Source organism: Burkholderia arboris (genome assembly GCF_038723655.1).
GTDB lineage: Bacteria > Pseudomonadota > Gammaproteobacteria > Burkholderiales > Burkholderiaceae > Burkholderia > Burkholderia arboris.
The window spans coordinates 1,191,107-1,207,819 of record NZ_CP109822.1 but is presented as its reverse complement, the minus strand read 5'-3'; the positions used below and the strand labels follow the sequence as shown (position 1 = coordinate 1,207,819).

Below are 16,713 nucleotides of genomic sequence, written 5' to 3'. Positions count from 1 at the left end.
AACGATCATTAAACGCCGATCAGTATGCAACGAAGATCGTGACACGCCGGTTTCGCGCCCGCGACGCGGCATCGTCACCCGCGACGAGCGGCTGCGTATCGGCCCGGCCGATCGCCGCCAGCCGATGTGGTGCAACTCCGCGCTCGGTCAGGTAGCGCACGACACTCCCCGCTCGCGCCGACGACAGCTCCCAGTTCGATTCGTATTTCGCGTTCGCGATCGGTACGCTGTCCGTGTGGCCTTCGACGAGGATGTCGCCGGTCGCATGATCGCTCAGCGCCTGCGCAATCTGGTTCAGCACCGGCGACGAATCGGGCAGCAAGCGCGCATCGCCGACATTGAACAGGATCTTCGCATCGATCCCGATCTCGACGCCGTGCGGCGCCTTCACCAACGAAATCCGGCCATTCGACTTCAACGAATCGAGCAGTGCGAGCCACGGCGGCGCATGGCCGGGCGTTACCGAATCGGCAGCGCTCGCAGCACCACCAGCCTGCCGTGCAAGCGTCTGGTACCGCGCATCGAGCGCGTTGTATTTCGCGAGCTGCAGCACATACAGCGCGAGAAACAGCACCATCAGCGTCGTGATGAGATCCGCGTACGAAATCAGCCAGCGCCCGGACTGCGCGCCTTCGAGTTCGTCATCGTCGCGATCGGCAGCGGATGCGCCGTCAGTTCGAGCTGTCATGCGGTCGAGCATCCCGGTTCGTCATACGGCGCTGGCACCTGAACAAGCACACGCGCATCAAGCCAGCGATTCCGCCGCACGCCCGCGCACGTCACCGGTCAGGCGCGTCTCGATCGTATGCGGCGACTCCTTGCGCGAAATCGCGAGCAACCCGTCGAGATACAGCTTGCGGAATCGCATCTCGCTGTCGATCTGCGCGCGCAGCTTGCCGTACAGCGGCAGGAACACGAGGTTCGCAAATGCGAGGCCGTACAGCGTCGCGACAAACGCAACCGCGATGCCCGGCCCGAGCTGCGCCGGTTCGAGAATATGGCTCGTCACCTGCACGAGTCCGAGCACCGAGCCGAGAATGCCGAACGTCGGCGCATAGCCGCCGGCCTGCTGCCACACGCGCACGGCCGCGAGGCGGCTGCGCTCGTACGCATCGAGTTCGCGCTGCAACGCATCCTCGAGCACGGCAGTCGACACGCCGTTCGCCAGCAGTTCGAGCCCGCGGCGCGCGAACGGATGAATCCCGCTCACGTCCATCGATTCGAACGCGAGCAGCCCGTCGACTTTCGCGCGATCGCCCCATTCGAGCAGGTCGGACAGGTTCTTGCGATCGACCTCGCGTGCGCGCACGAACGCGAGCCGCAGTTGCTTCACCGCGTCGAAGAAGCGTGCCCACGTGTTCTGGATCATCACCGCGCCGAGCGTGCCGCCGAGCACGATCACGAGCGCCTCGAACTGGAACAGCATCGAGAAATGCCCGCCTTCCAGCGCGAAACCGAACACGATCGCCGCGCCGCCGAGCACCACACCGGCCAGGGTCAACAGATCCATACGCGCCTCCGTCTCACGCATCCGATGCCGATGTCGACGCCACCGGCGCCACGCCCGCCGCAGGCGCCTTCGCCGCACGCACGGCATCCAGCACGCGCTGCTCGATCTCCTCGACCTCGACCGGATCGAGCTTGAGTTCGCGACGCATCACCCACGACACCTCGTTGCGGCGCGCCTCGGTCATCACGGAAAACAGCTTGTCGGCCACCGCGCGATCGTCGAGATTCGCGATCAGCTTCGCGAGGTCGTACGTATCGAACGCGCTGATCACGTCGAACAGCGTGCGCTGGTCGACCCACACGAGATCCTCCAGCGCGCGCACGTCGCCGCCGCGACGCCCGTTGCGCCGCGAAAAGTACGCAACGCCCTTTTGCTCGACGTAGCTGAGCACCTTCGATTTGCGGAACGCGAACACTTCGTCGGCAATCTCGCCGTTCGACAGCTTGTTGAGCAGCAGCGTCTTTTCGACACCGATCAGCGATTCGAGATCGGCGAGTTCGATGAGTTCGAGTTCGCTGTTGATCGACAGGTCGAGATCGTGATCGGCGACCTGCTGCGCGCGATCGATCACGCGCGCCGCATCGAAGGTGACGACCTGGCGCGCATCCGACGAAGCCGCATAGTCGGCTGCGCCGCCGGCGAGGTCGGCCTGCGCGGCTTCGATCGTGACGAGATTGAGCTTCTCCATGCGTCGCAGCATCGCGAGCACGTGCGGTCGCGAATGGCCGGCAATCGCGCGGCATTTGCGGATCACTTCGGCAAGCGGCACCGACGTCTCGGCCGCATGCGCCTGCATCGGCCGCCGCGCCCAGGCATCGCCCGCTTCGCGCGCGTCGGCACCCGCCATCAGCGACAGCACATGCGCGTACGACAGCACGCCCGGCATGAAGTCCGCGTGCGTATAGGTGGCAAGCTGGTCGTCCTTGCGCTTCACGCGGCGAATCATCGTCCGCACGATGTGGCGCAGCAGCGCGGACACGCGCTCGATTTCCTCGTCGAGCATTCCGGCCGGCACGACCGTGAGCTGACAGAATGAAAGCGCCTTCGCGGTATGTGCGCGCGGCTCGGCGGCAAGCAGCGCGGATTCACCGAAGAACTCGCCGCGGCCGAGCGTCGCGACGATCACGCGCTTGTCGTCGCATCGCGTGGACAGCTCGACCTTGCCGTCGGTAATCAGAAAGATGACGGGCTCGCCGGCGAAGCCCTCGGAATAAATGATTTCCCCGGGCGCCGCCGTACGCGTCCACGATTGCTGACGATTCAAGTCGATTCCCCTGCTGCGCTGGTTATTGCGGACTGCGCGTCGCACATCGAAAGCATGCGATCGCGAGTCATCCCCGTGACTCGTTTACGTCATCGGGCTCAACATCCTTTAGGGAATTCATGCTCGGTTCGAACCGAAATCAAGGTAAAACGTTTGCGGGTTGCGCGAGCGCATCGAACGTTCGTTTCGTCCCGTGCACCTGTAGTGAAATTGAAAGCGTGCCGCGATCGCACGCGTCAGAACTCCATGTCGAGTTCGTCGATGTCTTCATGCTCGGCCTTCGCCGCCTCGATCCACTCCGCGACGAACGGATGCGCGAGCACGCGCATGCAGTACTCCGCGACGTCCGGTTCGAGCTTCACGTCGTACGTCAGGAAGCGCGTGACGACCGGCGCGTACATCGCATCGGCAATGCCGATCTCCGCGCCGAACAACCAGGGCCCGCCGTATGCGGCCAGGCACTCGCGCCAGATCGTGACGATCCGCTGGATGTCGTGCTGCGCGCGCGACCAGATCCGGAAGCCGGGGAAATGCGCGCGCAGGTTCATCGGCAGCGCCGATCGCAACGCGCTGAACCCGGAATGCATCTCGCCGCAGATCGACCGGCAATGCGCACGCGCGTGCCGGTCGTCGGGCAGCAGCCGCGCCTGCGGCCGGATCTCGTTCAGGTATTCGGCGATCGCGAGCGTATCCCACACCGTGCTGCCGTCGTGGGTCAGGCACGGCACGAGGATCGACGGCGACAGCAGCAGCAACTCCGCGCGCGACGCGGCATCGATCGGCACGCTGACCGTCTCGAACGCGAGCCCGCTCAGTTTCGCGAGCAGCCAGCCGCGCATCGACCACGACGAGTAATTGCGGCTGCTGATGGTCAGCGTCGTCTGTCCGGTGGATTCCATGTCGCTCCCCTGCTGATTGCCGTTCGTACCCCTGCACCGAAAACGGATGCGTCACGTCGCTACCCGCACCATGCCGGTGCGGCGCATTCGCCGAACTGGCGCAGCGCCGCACATTGGCGCGGCACGCATCGCACGCGAGACCGGCGCGGCAACGCGTCGCCTGCGTCCATCCGTCGTCACGTGCCGCCCGCGCGCCGCGCTCCCGAACCGCGTGCAACGCGCGTGCCAGCCGCACGCTGGCACACGGCTTGCCTCGTTCCTTGCAACACGGCGCAACGAGCGACGGTCATGAATCTGCTTGCCTATCCGTTTTATCAATGGTCTGCCGAATGCCTGCGCCCGGCGCGTGCGTGGGCGGCGGCCACGCGCGCGACGATGTCGCTGTGGCCGCCCGCCACGTCGACGCCGACCGGCCGCATGCTCGACGCGCTGTGCGAACTGCTCGAATGCTGCGCGTTCTCGCATCGGCGTCCGCCGTTCGGGATCGAATCGATCGTCGTCGACGGCGACACGGTGCCGATCGTCGAGGAAGCGGCAGCGGCCACGCCGTTCGCGACGCTGCTGCATTTCCGCAAGGCGCGGCCGGTCGCGCGCCAGCCGCGCGTGCTGATCGTCGCACCGATGTCCGGGCACTTCGCGACGCTGCTGCGCGGCACCGTGCACACGATGCTGGCCGATCACGACGTGTACATCACCGACTGGCACAACCCGCGCGACATTCCGCTGACGGCCGGACGCTTCGGCTTCGACGAATACGTTGCGCACGTGATCGACTTCATCCGCCAGATCGGCCCCGACGCGCACGTGCTCGCGATCTGTCAGCCGACCGTCGCCGCGCTCGCGGCGGTCGCGCTGATGGCGGCCGGCGGCGATCCGGCTCAGCCCGCGAGCCTGACGCTGATGGCCGGCCCGATCGACTGCCGCGTGAATCCGACGAAGGTCAACGCGCTCGCGACGAGCCAGCCGATCGAATGGTTCGCGCATCACCTGATCAGCGTCGTGCCGGCGGGTTTCGTCGGCGCGCAGCGATGTGTGTATCCGGGCTTCGTGCAGGTCGGCGCGTTCATGTCGATGAATCCGGACCGGCACGCGGCGTCGTTCGCCGATCTGTATTACGAGCGCGCGAAAGGCGATCCCACGAAGGCCGATACATTGCGGCACTTCTACGACGAATACTTCGCGACGGCTGACCTCACCGCGGAGTTCTATCTGGAAACGGTCGAGAAGGTGTTTCAGCAATACGCGCTCGCGCGCGGCGAGCTGACGGTCGGCAACAGGCTCGTCGAGCCGGCGGCGATTCATCGCACCGCGCTGTTGACGATCGAAGGCGAAAAAGACGATATCTGCGCGGTAGGCCAGACAGTGGCCGCGCAGGAATTGTGTTCGGGGTTACCGCCGTATCTGAAGACGCACCACGTACAGACGGGTGTGGGGCACTACGGCGTGTTCAACGGCAGCCGGTGGGAAACGCAGATCTATCCGATCGTGCGGGCGACGATCCATGACAACGAGCCGTACGATCGCACCGCGAATGCGGAAGGCGACACGAGCGGCACCCACTACGTGACGCTGCGCGCCCTGCTCGATGCGCGCGCAACCGGAAGCGATGCGGCGACTGACACGCGATCGCATCACGCGCACTGAGCGTGCGCAGCGTTGCAAATAAATCGCCCCGCCGAAGAGGCGGGGCGACGGTTGCCGCTGCGTTCGGGCGACGCGCGAGCGAATGCTCGCGCGCGCCGGCCCTGAGCGTTACGAGCAAGCCTTGCCGTGCGACGCGTGGTAGCCCTTCGCCTTCGCGTCGGCTTCCGACATGTAGCTGCCGTGCTTCGTCTTGCCGTAGTACTTGTCGGTCGAGCAGTGATAGACCTTCGTGCTGTCGTTCGCCCACACCTTGCCCGGGCCGCCGCCCGGCGCTGCGGCTGCCGTCGTCGCGGCGGCGCTCTTCGCGGGAGCGGTGCCCGATGCCGGCGCAGCCGAAGCCGCCGTCGCCGGTGCTGCGGCCGGTGCGCTCGCCGCAGTTGCAGCCGACGCGCCATACCACGTCTTCACGCCCTTGTGGCCTGCACAAGCGCCCTTCTTCGACGCGCCCGAGTAGAACGAGCCGTCCTTGCACAGACCGGTCGTGCCGGCCGGCGCGTTGGCCGGAACCTGCGCGAACGCACCGATCGACATACCCATGCCGGCGACCAGCGCGGCGATCAACATCGTCTTGTTCATGATCCTCTCCTGATTTGCCTGAATGATGAAAGCGTCCGGGTCATCCCCGGGCAAAGCCTCGGTTACCGCACCCAGCGGCACACACGGTGGTGGTGATGATCGAAGTGGCACACGCGGTGCGAATGCGCTTCGGCCAGTGCCGGCACGAGCACGACACAAGCCAGTGCAGTTGCCGTCAGGATCTTCGCGATGCGGTTCATGGTGAAACTCTCCCGGATAGGTCAACCGGCGATCCGGCTGGTACCTCCTTAACGCCTGGCGCCGACAGGCCGTGCACCGTACCGACGCGCAATTGACGATCTTTGACATCGCACCGTCAATCGACGGCCGAAGCTGACGAATGTCTTTCTTTTCTTTCCGGATCTTCAGCTTCTCGACCCTTCGGAATTCGAAGCATCGCGTCGGAGCGAGGGACGCGGATCGCAAGCCTCGGCAGACCAACAAAAAACCGCCCGCAGGCGGTTTGTCGATTGCGTGCACGGGAACGCGTGAAGGCTAAGCCCCCGCCTCGCCCCACGGCGTCGGCGGCGGCACCGCGCACGGCCCGTCGACGTCGATCGACTTGAAATCGGCCGGCCCGACGATCTCCAGGTACTCCATGTCCGGCGAGTAGTCGAACAGGTAGTGGACGATCCCCGGCGCCTGGTGCACGCAGTCGCCGGCAGCCACCAGCGTCTCCTGCTCGCCGTACATGAAGCGCGCCCAGCCCTTCAGCATGATCACGATATGGAACTCGGCCTCGTGACGGTGCCAGCCGGTGCCCGCCACCGGTGCATGATTGGCCCTGACGAGTTGCGCGACGACTTTGCCGTGCGTCGCGGCCGCGATGCCGAGATCGCGATACAGGAAGAAGTCGCGCAGGCCTTCGCCGCGATACGCGGTGTCCTGCGGCCTGACGTGGGAAAACGCGGTGGAAATCGGTGTGCTCATCGTCGTGCTCCTTCATCGAAAGGATCACGCGTGACAAGCATTTAGCGTTCCAGTTTGCGAGCGTACGACACCGTGCGCGTCACCGCTTGCGCTGCTTGCCGGTCAGCAGCGTCTGCGCGATCACCGCGAGCAGCAGGAACGCGCCGCTCGCGAGGTTCTGGTAGTACGGGCTCAACGTGCCGACCTGGTTGATCACGTTCTCGATCACGCCGAGCAGCAGCACGCCCGCGAGCGGGCCGAACAGCGTGCCGACGCCGCCCGTCAGCAGCACGCCGCCGATCACCGCCGCCGCGATCGACTGCAGCTCGTAGCTGTTGCCGGCGCCCGGCAGCCCCGAATCGAGCCGCGACGCGAGCAGCGCGCCGGCCAGCCCCGCGAGCGCCCCGCTCAATCCGTACGTGACGACCTTGAGCCCTTCGACGTTCACGCCGAGCATCCGCGCCGCTTCCTCGTTGCCGCCGATCGCGAACACGCCCGCGCCGTAGCGTGTGTGATTCAGCACGAACGCAGCGGCGAGATACGCGACGAGCACGATCCACACGAGATTGCCGATCCCGAACAGCGAACCGTTCGCGATCGCCGCGAAGAACCCGGGGTTCGCGATCAGCATGTCCTGGCTCGCGAGCACGAGCGACAGCCCTTTCAACCCGAGCAGCGCGGCGAGCGTGACGATGAACGGCGCCATCCGCGCCCGCGCGATCAGCCAGCCGTTCATGAGCCCGACGATCAGCCCGACACACACGGGCGCGGCCAGCGCGGCGCCCCATCCATACGGCGCGGCATACGCGGCAATCACGGTGCCGAGCCCGACGAGCGAGCCGACCGACAGGTCGAACCCGCCGAGGATGATCACGAAGCTCTGGCCGATCGTGATCAGCGCAACGAACGCGGCGGCCGCGACGATGTCGAGCAGGTTCGGCGCGCTCAGGAAATGCGGGAACACACGGCCGGCGATCAGGCACACGAGCACGAGAATCGCGATCGCACCGCGTGCCTGCACGAGACGAACGATCTGCGCGCGTCGCGCGCGGCCTGCGTCCTGCGCGGTGTGCGTGGAAATCGGCGCGGTCGACATGTCAGGCTCCCGAGCGCTGCAGGTACAACGCGCCGAGGATGAACGCGGCCTTCAGGATCTGTGCATACGTGTAGCTGATGTTGTTCATGATGAAGCTGGCATCGAGCAGTTGCAGCAGCAGCACGCCGAACACGGTGCCGACGATCGACACGCGCCCGCCGGACAGCGGCGTGCCGCCGATCACCGATGCGGCAATCGCGTCGAGTTCGAAATTCACGCCGACATAGTTCGGATCGCCCGCCCCGAGCCGCGCGGTCGCGAACAGGCCGGCGAGCCCGGCCAGCGCCCCGCTCGCCGCATAAACCGCGAGCAGCGTGCGGCGCACCGGCACCCCCGCGAGATGCGCGGCATCGCGGCTCGCGCCGACGAGGATCGTGTAGCGGCCGAACGTCGTGTTGCGCACGACGAAGAACACGATGGCCGCGCACACCAGCGCGATCAGCATGACGACCGGCAGCCCGAGAAACGTGCCGATGCCGATGAAATCGAATGCATCGGAAGGCGGCAGGCTCACGCGCGAACCGCCGAGCAACGCCTGTGCAAGCCCCCGCGCGGCAACCAGCAACGCAAGCCCGGAAATCAGCGGATCGATGCCGAGCCGCGCGACGAGCCCGCCGTTGAAGAAACCGACCGCGAGCCCGATTGCGATCGCCGCCGCAAACGCTCCGCCCGTTCCATACGGCAGACACACGGCGATGATCGCGCTCGACAGCGCCATCACCGAGCCCACCGACAAGTCGATCCCGCGCGTCGCGATCGCGAGGTTCTGCCCAAGCGCGATCAGCACGATCGGCGCGGCCTGGAACAGCAAACTGCGTGCGGCAAGCGGATTCGAGAAACCCGGCGTGACGATCAGGTTGAAAACCGCGAGCGCGACGAACGCGAGATACACGCTGTGATCGCGCGCCTGCGCGAACAGCGAGCGGCGCGACGTGCGGCGTGCCTGGTCCGGTTCGCTCATCAGGTTGGCAAGGTTCACGCTTTCCTCATCCTCAGGTCGATATCCGGCGTACTACGCCTGGTTCGCGAGCAACGCGGTCACGTCGTCGGGGCTCGCGCCGCGTGTCGACAGCTCGCCGCTCGTCGCGCCTTCATGCAGGATCACGAGCCGGTCGGCCAGCTCGAGCAGTTCTTCCATCTCCGACGACGTCGCGACGACGGCGAGCCCTTCATCGGCAAGCCGTTTGACGAGATCGTGCACTTCCGCCTTCGCGCCGACGTCGATGCCGCGCGTCGGATCGTCGAGCAGCAGCACCGACGGCTCGGTCGACAGGCAGCGCGCGATCAGCGCCTTCTGCTGGTTGCCGCCGGACAGCGTCGAGATCGGCGCGCCTGCATGCGACGTCTTGATGCCCAGCTCGCGGATGTAGCGTTCGACGAGCGCCTCCTGCTTGCGCACGGAGATGAAGCCGAAGCGCGCGATGCGCGGCAGCACGCACACGACGATGTTCTCGCGCACCGACAGCTTCGAAAAAATGCCTTCCGAGCGGCGATCCTCGGACAGGAACGCGAGCCCCGCGCGAATCGCACGCGCCGGGTCCGCGCCGTTCAGCGCCTGGCCACCGACGCGCACCGCGCCGCCATCCGGCAGTTGCGCGCCGAACACGGCCTTGAACGTTTCGGTGCGGCCCGCGCCGAGCAAGCCCGCGAGCCCGACGATTTCCTTCGGCGCGACACGGAACGACACGTCGCGCAGGCGCGTGCCCCAGCGCAACTGATCGACGGCGAGCGCCGGCTCCTGCGTCGGATCGGCGGCGGCGGCTTCCGCCTGTTCACGCGGGCCGTGCGCACCGACCTCGCGGCCGAGCATCGCCGAAATCAGCGCCATGCGCGGCAGCCGCCCGGGTGTATCGCTGCGCACCACCGCGCCGTCGCGCAGCACGGTGAGCCGGTCGCACATCCGGTAGCACTCGGACAGACGATGGCTCACGAGCACGATCGCGATGCCGGTTGCACGCAACTGATCGACGACACCGAACAGCACTTCCACTTCCGCACCGCTCAGCGCCGAAGTCGGCTCGTCGAGAATCAGCACGCGCGCGCCGAGCGACACGCCGCGCGCGATCGACACCATCTGCTGCTGGCCGAGCCCGAGCGAACCGACCTTGTCGGCCGGATCGACGTCGAGCCCGTAGCGCTCGACGATTTCGCGCGTGCGCGCCAGCATCGCGCGGCGGTCGATCCACGGGCCGAAACGGCGTGGCTCGTGACCGAGAAAGATGTTCTCGGCCACGCTGCGTTCGGGGATCAGGTTGATTTCCTGGTAGACCGCGCAGATGCCCGCGCGCTGCGCGGCACGCGGGCTGTCGAACGACACGGGCGCGCCATCGACGCGAATCGCGCCCGCATCGGGCTGATGAAAGCCGGTGAGGATCTTGATCAGCGTCGACTTGCCGGCACCGTTCTCGCCCATCAGCCCGTGCACCTCGCCCGCGCGCAACGTCAGCGACACACCATTGAGCGCACGCACGACGCCGAACGTCTTGCCAACGCCGTGCGTCTCGAGCACGACGGGTTTGCCGCCGGCGCCATCGTCTGCGCCGGGTCCGGCGGGAAGCGTTGCATCCATCGCGCGCCTCGCGTTCGCGTGTGAGCGGTTGCCGAGCGGTTGCCGGCCGGTCAGTAGACGAGGTTCGCTTCGAGCGAATGCTTGGCGTTCGCCTTGTCGTACAGCGCGTCGTCCATGATCTGCTTCTGCGCGACCGGCTTGCCGGCGAACCACGCCTCGAGCGACTTGAACGCGAGCGGGCCGAAGCGCGGATTGGTCTCGACGCTTGCCGCGGCCGAGCCGTTCGCGATCGCGGTGACGAAGTCCTTCGTGCCGTCGATCGACACGACCGTCACGCCGCGCTGCTTGCCGGCCTGGCGCAACGCGGTCATCGCGCCGAGCGCCATCGTGTCGGCCTGCGCGTAGACGGCGGTCACGTCGGGATGCGCGAGCAGCACCTGCTCCATCACCTTCTGCGCTTCGGTGGCCGACCAGTTCGCGGTCTGCGACGCGACGATCTTCATGTTCGGGAATTTCTTCAGGCCGTCGGCGAAACCATCGGTACGCTGGCTCTCGACGGTATTGCCGTAGCCGCCCTGGATCTCGGCAATCGCCGCTTTGCCGCCGGTCGCATCGGCGAGCGCCTGCGCGGCGCGCTGCCCTTGCCGGAAGAAATCGGAGCCGAGGAACGTGATGAAATCCTGGCACGGCGTGCCGGCCGTCTGCCGGTCGATCGTGACGACCGGGATGCCCTTCGCGCGCGCTTGCGCCAGCGCGGGCTGCAGGCCGGTCGAATCGTTCGGTGCGACGATCAGCGCCTGCGCGCCCTGGTTGATCATGCTTTCGATATCGGCGACCTGCTTCGCCTGGTTCGCGTTCGCATTCGTATACAGCAGCCGCTTGACGCCGGCCGCCTTCGCCGCGGCACGCACCGACGCGGTTTCGGTCGCGCGGAACGGGTTCTGCTCGTTCTCCGACTGCGAGAAACCGACCACGAGATCGGTCAGCTTCACGCTGCCCGGCTTCGGATTCGTGCAGGTCTGCGCGGAACTGGACCCGACCTTCTGCGCATTGTCCTGCGCATGCGCGATCGCGACGCATCCGAGCGTCACCCCCATCGTCACCACGATACGTTGCAGCTTTGCACGGCTCGGCATCATCGTCTCCAGGTATTGTGATCGGCCCGCACACCGTGGCACACACGGTTGGCTTCGGCGTCACGAATTAATATTATTACTCGATATTATCGCCTGCCCGACTCGGGATAATCCCGTACCACCGAACCCGTCAGGCAGGGCCCGGCGTCCATTGCAACATCGCCTGCAGCGACTCGCCCGGCGCCAGCACGCAGCCGCCGACGAGCGATGCGGATTCCTTTGCATTGAAGCTGTCCGTCGTATTCGTGACGGGTTCGACGCACAGCGCGTCGGCGCCGGCCGGCGCATACACGACGAGCTGGTCGAACGGCCGCTCAGCCCGCAGCACGACCTGCCGGCCGCGCTCCGGCCAGATCACCGCCGCTTCGCGCGACCAGCCGACGAAATTGTTGTCGAGATCGAATGCGTCGGCCGGCATCCCGTTTCGCAGCGCGCCGACGGCCGGATGATCGCCGACGCGAACCGGCAGCACGTCCGCATCGGCGTGCCACATCGCGTCGACGTGCGCTTTCACGACGGTGTGCGGCGTGCGCAGGTAATACGGGTGATGGCCCATGCCGAACGGCATCGGCAATGCGCCGAGATTGCGCGCGAACAGCGTGATCGACAGCACGCCGCCGTCGAGCCGGATCGATTGGCGCGCCTCGTAATGGAATGGCCAGTCGCCCGGGCGGCCGGGCTCGGGACGATGCTCGAAGCGCAAATCGACCTGCGCTTCGCCGCACCGTTCGACCGCCCACGGGCGCCGCCAGCCATGACCGTGCAGCGCATGACGATACGTATCGTCCGGGCCGGACAGGTCGATCGTGCGGCCGTCGAATTCGAACTTCGCGTCGCGGATGCGGTTGCAATACGGAAACAGCGGAAAGCTCGCGAAACGGAGCGGATCGCCGCTCGCGAGCGCCGCGCCGGTGGTCGGCCGGAACCAGTGCTGCGGGCCGTCGGGCCCTGCTTCGTAGTACGCGGCGATCGATCCGCCGGTGTGCGGCGCGACGCACACGCGGGTCGAGCCGCTGGCGAGTTCGATCAGGTCGGCGTGGCGGGGCATTCCCATCGGCATCGATCATCCCGGGATGAAGCTGACGATCCCGCCGCCGGCGTGCAGCATCCGGCCGCGGGCATGTGCGGCAAAGGATGGCACGACGCGGCACACGTGGTCAATAATATTTGTTGATATTATTATCTGGGCATCGAGGACTCCGGGCCAGGCACTCGTAAAGCTTGATTGCCGGCCCGAATGGCCGATGTTACCGTCGGGGCAGATTGATCCGACCCGCTGTTCATTACCGATTTTATTTGCCCATCATCCTGCCGAGGCCGGACCACGCTCCTACCGTGAAACGCTCTACTCAACGTCGCCCCACGATGACCGACATCGCCAAGCTTGCCGGCGTGTCGCAATCCACCGTCTCCCTCGTGCTGAACAACGCGGCGGGCACCAAATTCTCCGATGCCACGCGCGAGAAGGTGCTGAAGACCGCGCACGAGCTCGGCTACCGCTTCCTGCCGCGCGAAGTGGCGATGACGCACAGCGGCGAACGCGACCTGATCGTCTATCTCGCCGACGAAATCTCGACGAGCCCGCACCCGGTCGTCAACATCGACGGCGCACGCGACGCGGCCTATGCGAACGGCAAGCTGCTCGCCGTGTACTCGACGCACGGCAACGTCGACATCGAACGCCAGGTGCTCGACGCGGTGCTCGCGATGCCGAACCTGCTCGGCGTCGTCTATGCGACCGTCTATACGCGCAAGGTCACGCTGCCGGCCGAACTGCTGCGCGTGCCGGCCGTGCTGCTCAACTGCTATACGACGGACAGCGGGCTGTCGTCGATCGTGCCGGCCGAAGTCGCGGGCGGGCATGCGGCCACCGAATACCTGCTGCGCGCGGGCCACCGGCGCATTGGCTACGTGAACGGCGAACCGTGGCAGGACGCCGCGAAGGATCGCCTGAAGGGCTATCGCACCGCGCTCGCGACGGCCGACATCCCGTTCGCACCGGAGCTCGTGCGCGACGGCGACTGGGGTTCCGATACGGGCTTCGAGCAGACGCTGTCGCTGCTGCGCGAGCCGCACCCGCCCACCGCAATCTTCTGCGCGAACGACCTGATGGCGATCGGCGCGATCGAAGCCGTCAAGCATCTCGGGATGCGCGTGCCCGACGACGTGTCGGTGCTCGGCTACGACGACCAGGAAATCGCGCGGCACACGCACCCGCCGCTGTCGACGATCGTGCTGCCGAACTACGAGCTCGGCCGCTGGGCGGTCGAGATCCTGCTGCAGGAAGAGCAGAACCGCGCGGTCGGAATGCCCGTGCGCCGCCGCGCGATCAAGCTCGACGGGCCGCTGGTCGAGCGCGGATCGGTGCGCACCGTCGAGACGGCCGCGCAATCGGCCAGCGCGTAAGTACCCCGCCGGCCTTCGCCTTCCCGCCGAACACCCGAAGGCGCGGCACGTTTGCCGCCCGCGCGCCTTGCCGCGCGCATACCGCGCCGCCCTTCCCGTCCCGCTTGCCCTTGGCCCCCGCCAGCTTCAGGGTAAACACCATCACCAAATTATTAGTAATAATTTCAAAGCATTTCTATACTTGCGTCGGCATCGGGCAGAACCCCGAGCCGCGACACAGCAACACGACGAGACGGTGACCGGAAGCGAATGCGCGCGAACCCGCCGCGCTGCCCGCTCCGCCCGTCCGCACACCACACGCCTACCGTTCCGCGACGCATCCTGTCCGGACACCGCTGCATCCGCATCGAGTCACCAGTCGTCCGCTTCTCCTCATTCATCCGGAGTCCAGAATGACTATCACGTCTCGTCTCAAGCCCGCCGCGCTGGCGGTCGTCGTGCTGCTGGCATCGTGCGGCGGCGATGATTCGTCCGCCCCGTCCGCATCGGCACTCGCCGCGCGTGCGTCCATCGATGCCGCATCGAGCGACAGCGCCGCTGCCGCCAACGCCGCTGCATCCAGCGACTTCATGAACATGGGGCACGGCGGCCCGTCGCATTTCCCGAACCAGCTCGTCACGCTCGGCCTGCCCGGGCCGACGCCCGCGCTGCGCGTGTCGTCGCGCGGCGTGCCGCCCTACGCACCGCCGGCACCGCCCGTGGCAACCGACACGCAAACGCTGACGCTCGCCGATTTCGATACGTACGGCCCGGCCTGGACGAGCGGCGGCACCAACACGATCCGGATCGACGGCACGAGCACGGACGGCGCGAAGCTCGTCACGAACGCGCAGCATCCGGCGTACGGCCACGCATCGTACGAAGCGGACGTCACGATCGGCGCACCGGCACCGGGCGCCAATACCGCGAACGCGGGCTTCATCGTGCACGTGACGAACCCGACGGTCGGCACCGACGCGCTGACGGGCTACTACATCGGGCTCGATGCGGTGCGCCACGTGGTGCAGGTCGGCCGCGAGCAGAACAACTGGACCGATTTCATCGACTATCCGGCGCCCGCGGTCGTGCCGGGCAGCACGCATCACCTGAAAGTCGTCACGCGCAACAACGCAATCGAGGTGTATGTCGACGGCACGCAGGTGATCAGCATCAACGACGCAACGAGCGGCCTGACGACCGCGCTGCGCGCGGGTGCATTCGGGCTGCGCCGCTTCGGTGCGAGCGTCGCGTTCAGCAACGTGACCGTCAGCCGCTTTCCGGACGTCGCACCGAAGACCTACGATTTCTCGCGTGTGGTCGGCGCGGTGTACAACCCGTGGAATGCCGTCAACGCGATCGATTTCTGGCAGAACTACGACCCGGCGATCGTCGACCGCGAGCTCGACTACGCGCAGACGTACGGGATGAACACGATCACCGTGTACCTGCACTACCTGAACTGGGTCAACGATCGCGACGCGTTCCTCGCGAAGTTCGACAGCCTGCTCGGGATCGCCGCGCGCCACGGGCTGAAGGTTGCACCGATCTTCTACGACGACTGCTGGCACGTCGATCCCGCATACGGTCCGCAACCTGCGCCAATCTTCGGCGCGCACAACAGCCGCTGGGTGCAATCGCCCGGGCAGTCGGTCGAGCAGCAGTACCTGCAACCGGTCGCGGCCGGCGCGCCGACCACGTACAAGCAGGATCTGCAGCACTACATCGCCGATTTCGTGTCCGCGCACCGCAACGATCCGCGCATCCTGTACTGGGAACCGATGAACGAGCCCGGCTGCAGCGGCAACGGCACGCTGCAGCCGACGCGCGCGCTGATGATGAACGACGCGCGCATCGCGATCCTGAACGCGGGCGCGACGCAGCCGATCAATTCGCCGAACGTGCAGGAGCCGGAAGGCGACTACTTCTCCGACTTCCATGCCTTCCACCCGTATGCGCTCAATGCGACGACGCCCGACTATTCGCGGCCGCCGAGCCTGCTCGACAGCCTGAATTCGGAAACGCTGCAGCGCGGCTGGCCGGGCGGCCAGGCGGGCCAGACGATGGCCGGCATCGCATCCACCTACGGCGGCAAGACGGGCTTCCTCGTGTGGGAACTGATGATCGGCCGCACGAATACGCGCTTCCACTGGGGGCAGACGGCGTCCGCACCGGCGACCGTCGAGCCGGCGACGCCGTTCCAGGGCACGCTCTACCCCGACGGCCACCCGTGGAGCACGGCCGAGGTGCAGGCGCTCGCGAGCGCATTCAGCTCGCGGCTGCGCGTGCTGAACGCGACGTACTACAACGACACGACGTTCACGACGCCGGTGTTCTCGTCGATCACGCCGCTGGTGGATTTCGACCTGAATACCGAGCGCGGCACCGATTCGCCTGACGCGTCGAAGGGGATGAATGCGACGAACTATGCGATCCGCTGGACCGGCGCGCTCGATATTCCGAAAGCCGACAACTACACGTTCAGCGTGACGAGCGACAACGTCGCGCGCGTGTGGATCGACGGCCGCAAGGTGATCGACAAGGAACAGCCGGGGCTCGCGACCGCGAAGGGCCGGATCCACCTCGCGCAGAAGCGGAACGTGCCGATCCGCGTGGAGTACGTGCATGCGAGCGGGCCGGCCAGCATGCACCTGCAATGGTCGAGCCCGGGTGCGGGCCGCGACAATCTCGTGCGTGTCGCGCAGCGGCCTTTGACGGATGCGCTTGCGCAACAGTAGGCGTCGTTCGCGTCAGCGCCCGTGAAGCCGCAACGGCATCACGGGCGTCG

15 protein-coding genes are annotated in these 16,713 nt (G+C 66.6%); 3 read left to right on the top strand and 12 right to left on the bottom strand.

From position 1 onward, the window contains the following. Nucleotides 1-19: 19 nt before the first annotated feature. The 4 genes from OHZ10_RS22785 to OHZ10_RS22770 form a co-directional block, all read right to left on the bottom strand. On the bottom strand, nt 20-688 hold the full coding sequence (locus OHZ10_RS22785; protein ID WP_174993088.1) for an OmpA/MotB family protein: 669 nt from the start codon (nt 686-688) through the stop codon (nt 20-22). Between the two features lie 57 nt (nt 689-745). After that, complete coding sequence (locus tag OHZ10_RS22780; RefSeq protein WP_059237425.1) at nt 746-1,510, bottom strand: flagellar motor protein; 765 nt, start codon at nt 1,508-1,510, stop codon at nt 746-748. Between the two features lie 13 nt (nt 1,511-1,523). Continuing rightward, the gene (locus OHZ10_RS22775) at nt 1,524-2,774 is read right to left on the bottom strand and encodes a Crp/Fnr family transcriptional regulator (protein WP_059237426.1); all 1,251 of its coding nucleotides are present in this window, start codon (nt 2,772-2,774) and stop codon (nt 1,524-1,526) included. Between the two features lie 236 nt (nt 2,775-3,010). Continuing rightward, nucleotides 3,011-3,673, bottom strand: coding sequence for a glutathione S-transferase family protein (locus OHZ10_RS22770; RefSeq protein WP_059237427.1), 663 nt, complete (start codon nt 3,671-3,673; stop codon nt 3,011-3,013). Nucleotides 3,674-3,961: 288 nt separating this feature from the next. Here OHZ10_RS22770 and OHZ10_RS22765 point away from each other — a divergent pair, with 288 nt between their 5' ends. Beyond that, nucleotides 3,962-5,317, top strand: a complete 1,356-nt coding sequence (locus OHZ10_RS22765; RefSeq protein WP_342705838.1) for a polyhydroxyalkanoate depolymerase — start codon at nt 3,962-3,964, stop codon at nt 5,315-5,317. Between the two features lie 108 nt (nt 5,318-5,425). Here OHZ10_RS22765 and OHZ10_RS22760 read toward each other — a convergent pair whose 3' ends face one another. The 8 genes from OHZ10_RS22760 to OHZ10_RS22725 all read right to left on the bottom strand — a co-directional run bounded on the left by OHZ10_RS22760 (nt 5,426) and on the right by OHZ10_RS22725 (nt 12,591). Continuing rightward, a complete protein-coding gene (locus tag OHZ10_RS22760) occupies nt 5,426-5,893 on the bottom strand; it encodes a hypothetical protein (RefSeq protein ID WP_342705837.1) in 468 nt (155 codons plus the stop codon). A gap of 62 nt (nt 5,894-5,955) precedes the next feature. Next, entirely contained in the window at nt 5,956-6,093 is a 138-nt protein-coding gene (locus tag OHZ10_RS22755; protein ID WP_174993086.1) for an HHHH-motif protein, read from the bottom strand. 295 nt (nt 6,094-6,388) lie between these two features. Next, nucleotides 6,389-6,823 (bottom strand): cupin domain-containing protein, encoded by a 435-nt coding sequence (locus tag OHZ10_RS22750; RefSeq protein ID WP_174993085.1) that lies wholly within the window; start codon nt 6,821-6,823, stop codon nt 6,389-6,391. 79 nt (nt 6,824-6,902) lie between these two features. Next, nucleotides 6,903-7,898, bottom strand: a complete 996-nt coding sequence (locus tag OHZ10_RS22745) for an ABC transporter permease (protein ID WP_342705836.1) — start codon at nt 7,896-7,898, stop codon at nt 6,903-6,905. 1 nt (nt 7,899) lies between these two features. Beyond that, nucleotides 7,900-8,877, bottom strand: coding sequence for an ABC transporter permease (locus OHZ10_RS22740; RefSeq protein WP_342705835.1), 978 nt, complete (start codon nt 8,875-8,877; stop codon nt 7,900-7,902). A gap of 33 nt (nt 8,878-8,910) precedes the next feature. Continuing rightward, the gene (locus tag OHZ10_RS22735) at nt 8,911-10,467 is read right to left on the bottom strand and encodes a sugar ABC transporter ATP-binding protein (RefSeq protein WP_342705834.1); all 1,557 of its coding nucleotides are present in this window, start codon (nt 10,465-10,467) and stop codon (nt 8,911-8,913) included. Nucleotides 10,468-10,517: 50 nt separating this feature from the next. Beyond that, on the bottom strand, nt 10,518-11,546 hold the full coding sequence (locus OHZ10_RS22730) for an ABC transporter substrate-binding protein (RefSeq protein ID WP_174993083.1): 1,029 nt from the start codon (nt 11,544-11,546) through the stop codon (nt 10,518-10,520). Nucleotides 11,547-11,673: 127 nt separating this feature from the next. Next, on the bottom strand, nt 11,674-12,591 hold the full coding sequence (locus OHZ10_RS22725) for an aldose 1-epimerase (protein WP_059237433.1): 918 nt from the start codon (nt 12,589-12,591) through the stop codon (nt 11,674-11,676). 317 nt (nt 12,592-12,908) lie between these two features. Here OHZ10_RS22725 and OHZ10_RS22720 point away from each other — a divergent pair, with 317 nt between their 5' ends. Then, complete coding sequence (locus OHZ10_RS22720; protein ID WP_059237434.1) at nt 12,909-13,949, top strand: LacI family DNA-binding transcriptional regulator; 1,041 nt, start codon at nt 12,909-12,911, stop codon at nt 13,947-13,949. Nucleotides 13,950-14,341: 392 nt separating this feature from the next. After that, on the top strand, nt 14,342-16,663 hold the full coding sequence (locus OHZ10_RS22715) for a PA14 domain-containing protein (protein WP_342705833.1): 2,322 nt from the start codon (nt 14,342-14,344) through the stop codon (nt 16,661-16,663). Nucleotides 16,664-16,713: the final 50 nt, after the last annotated feature.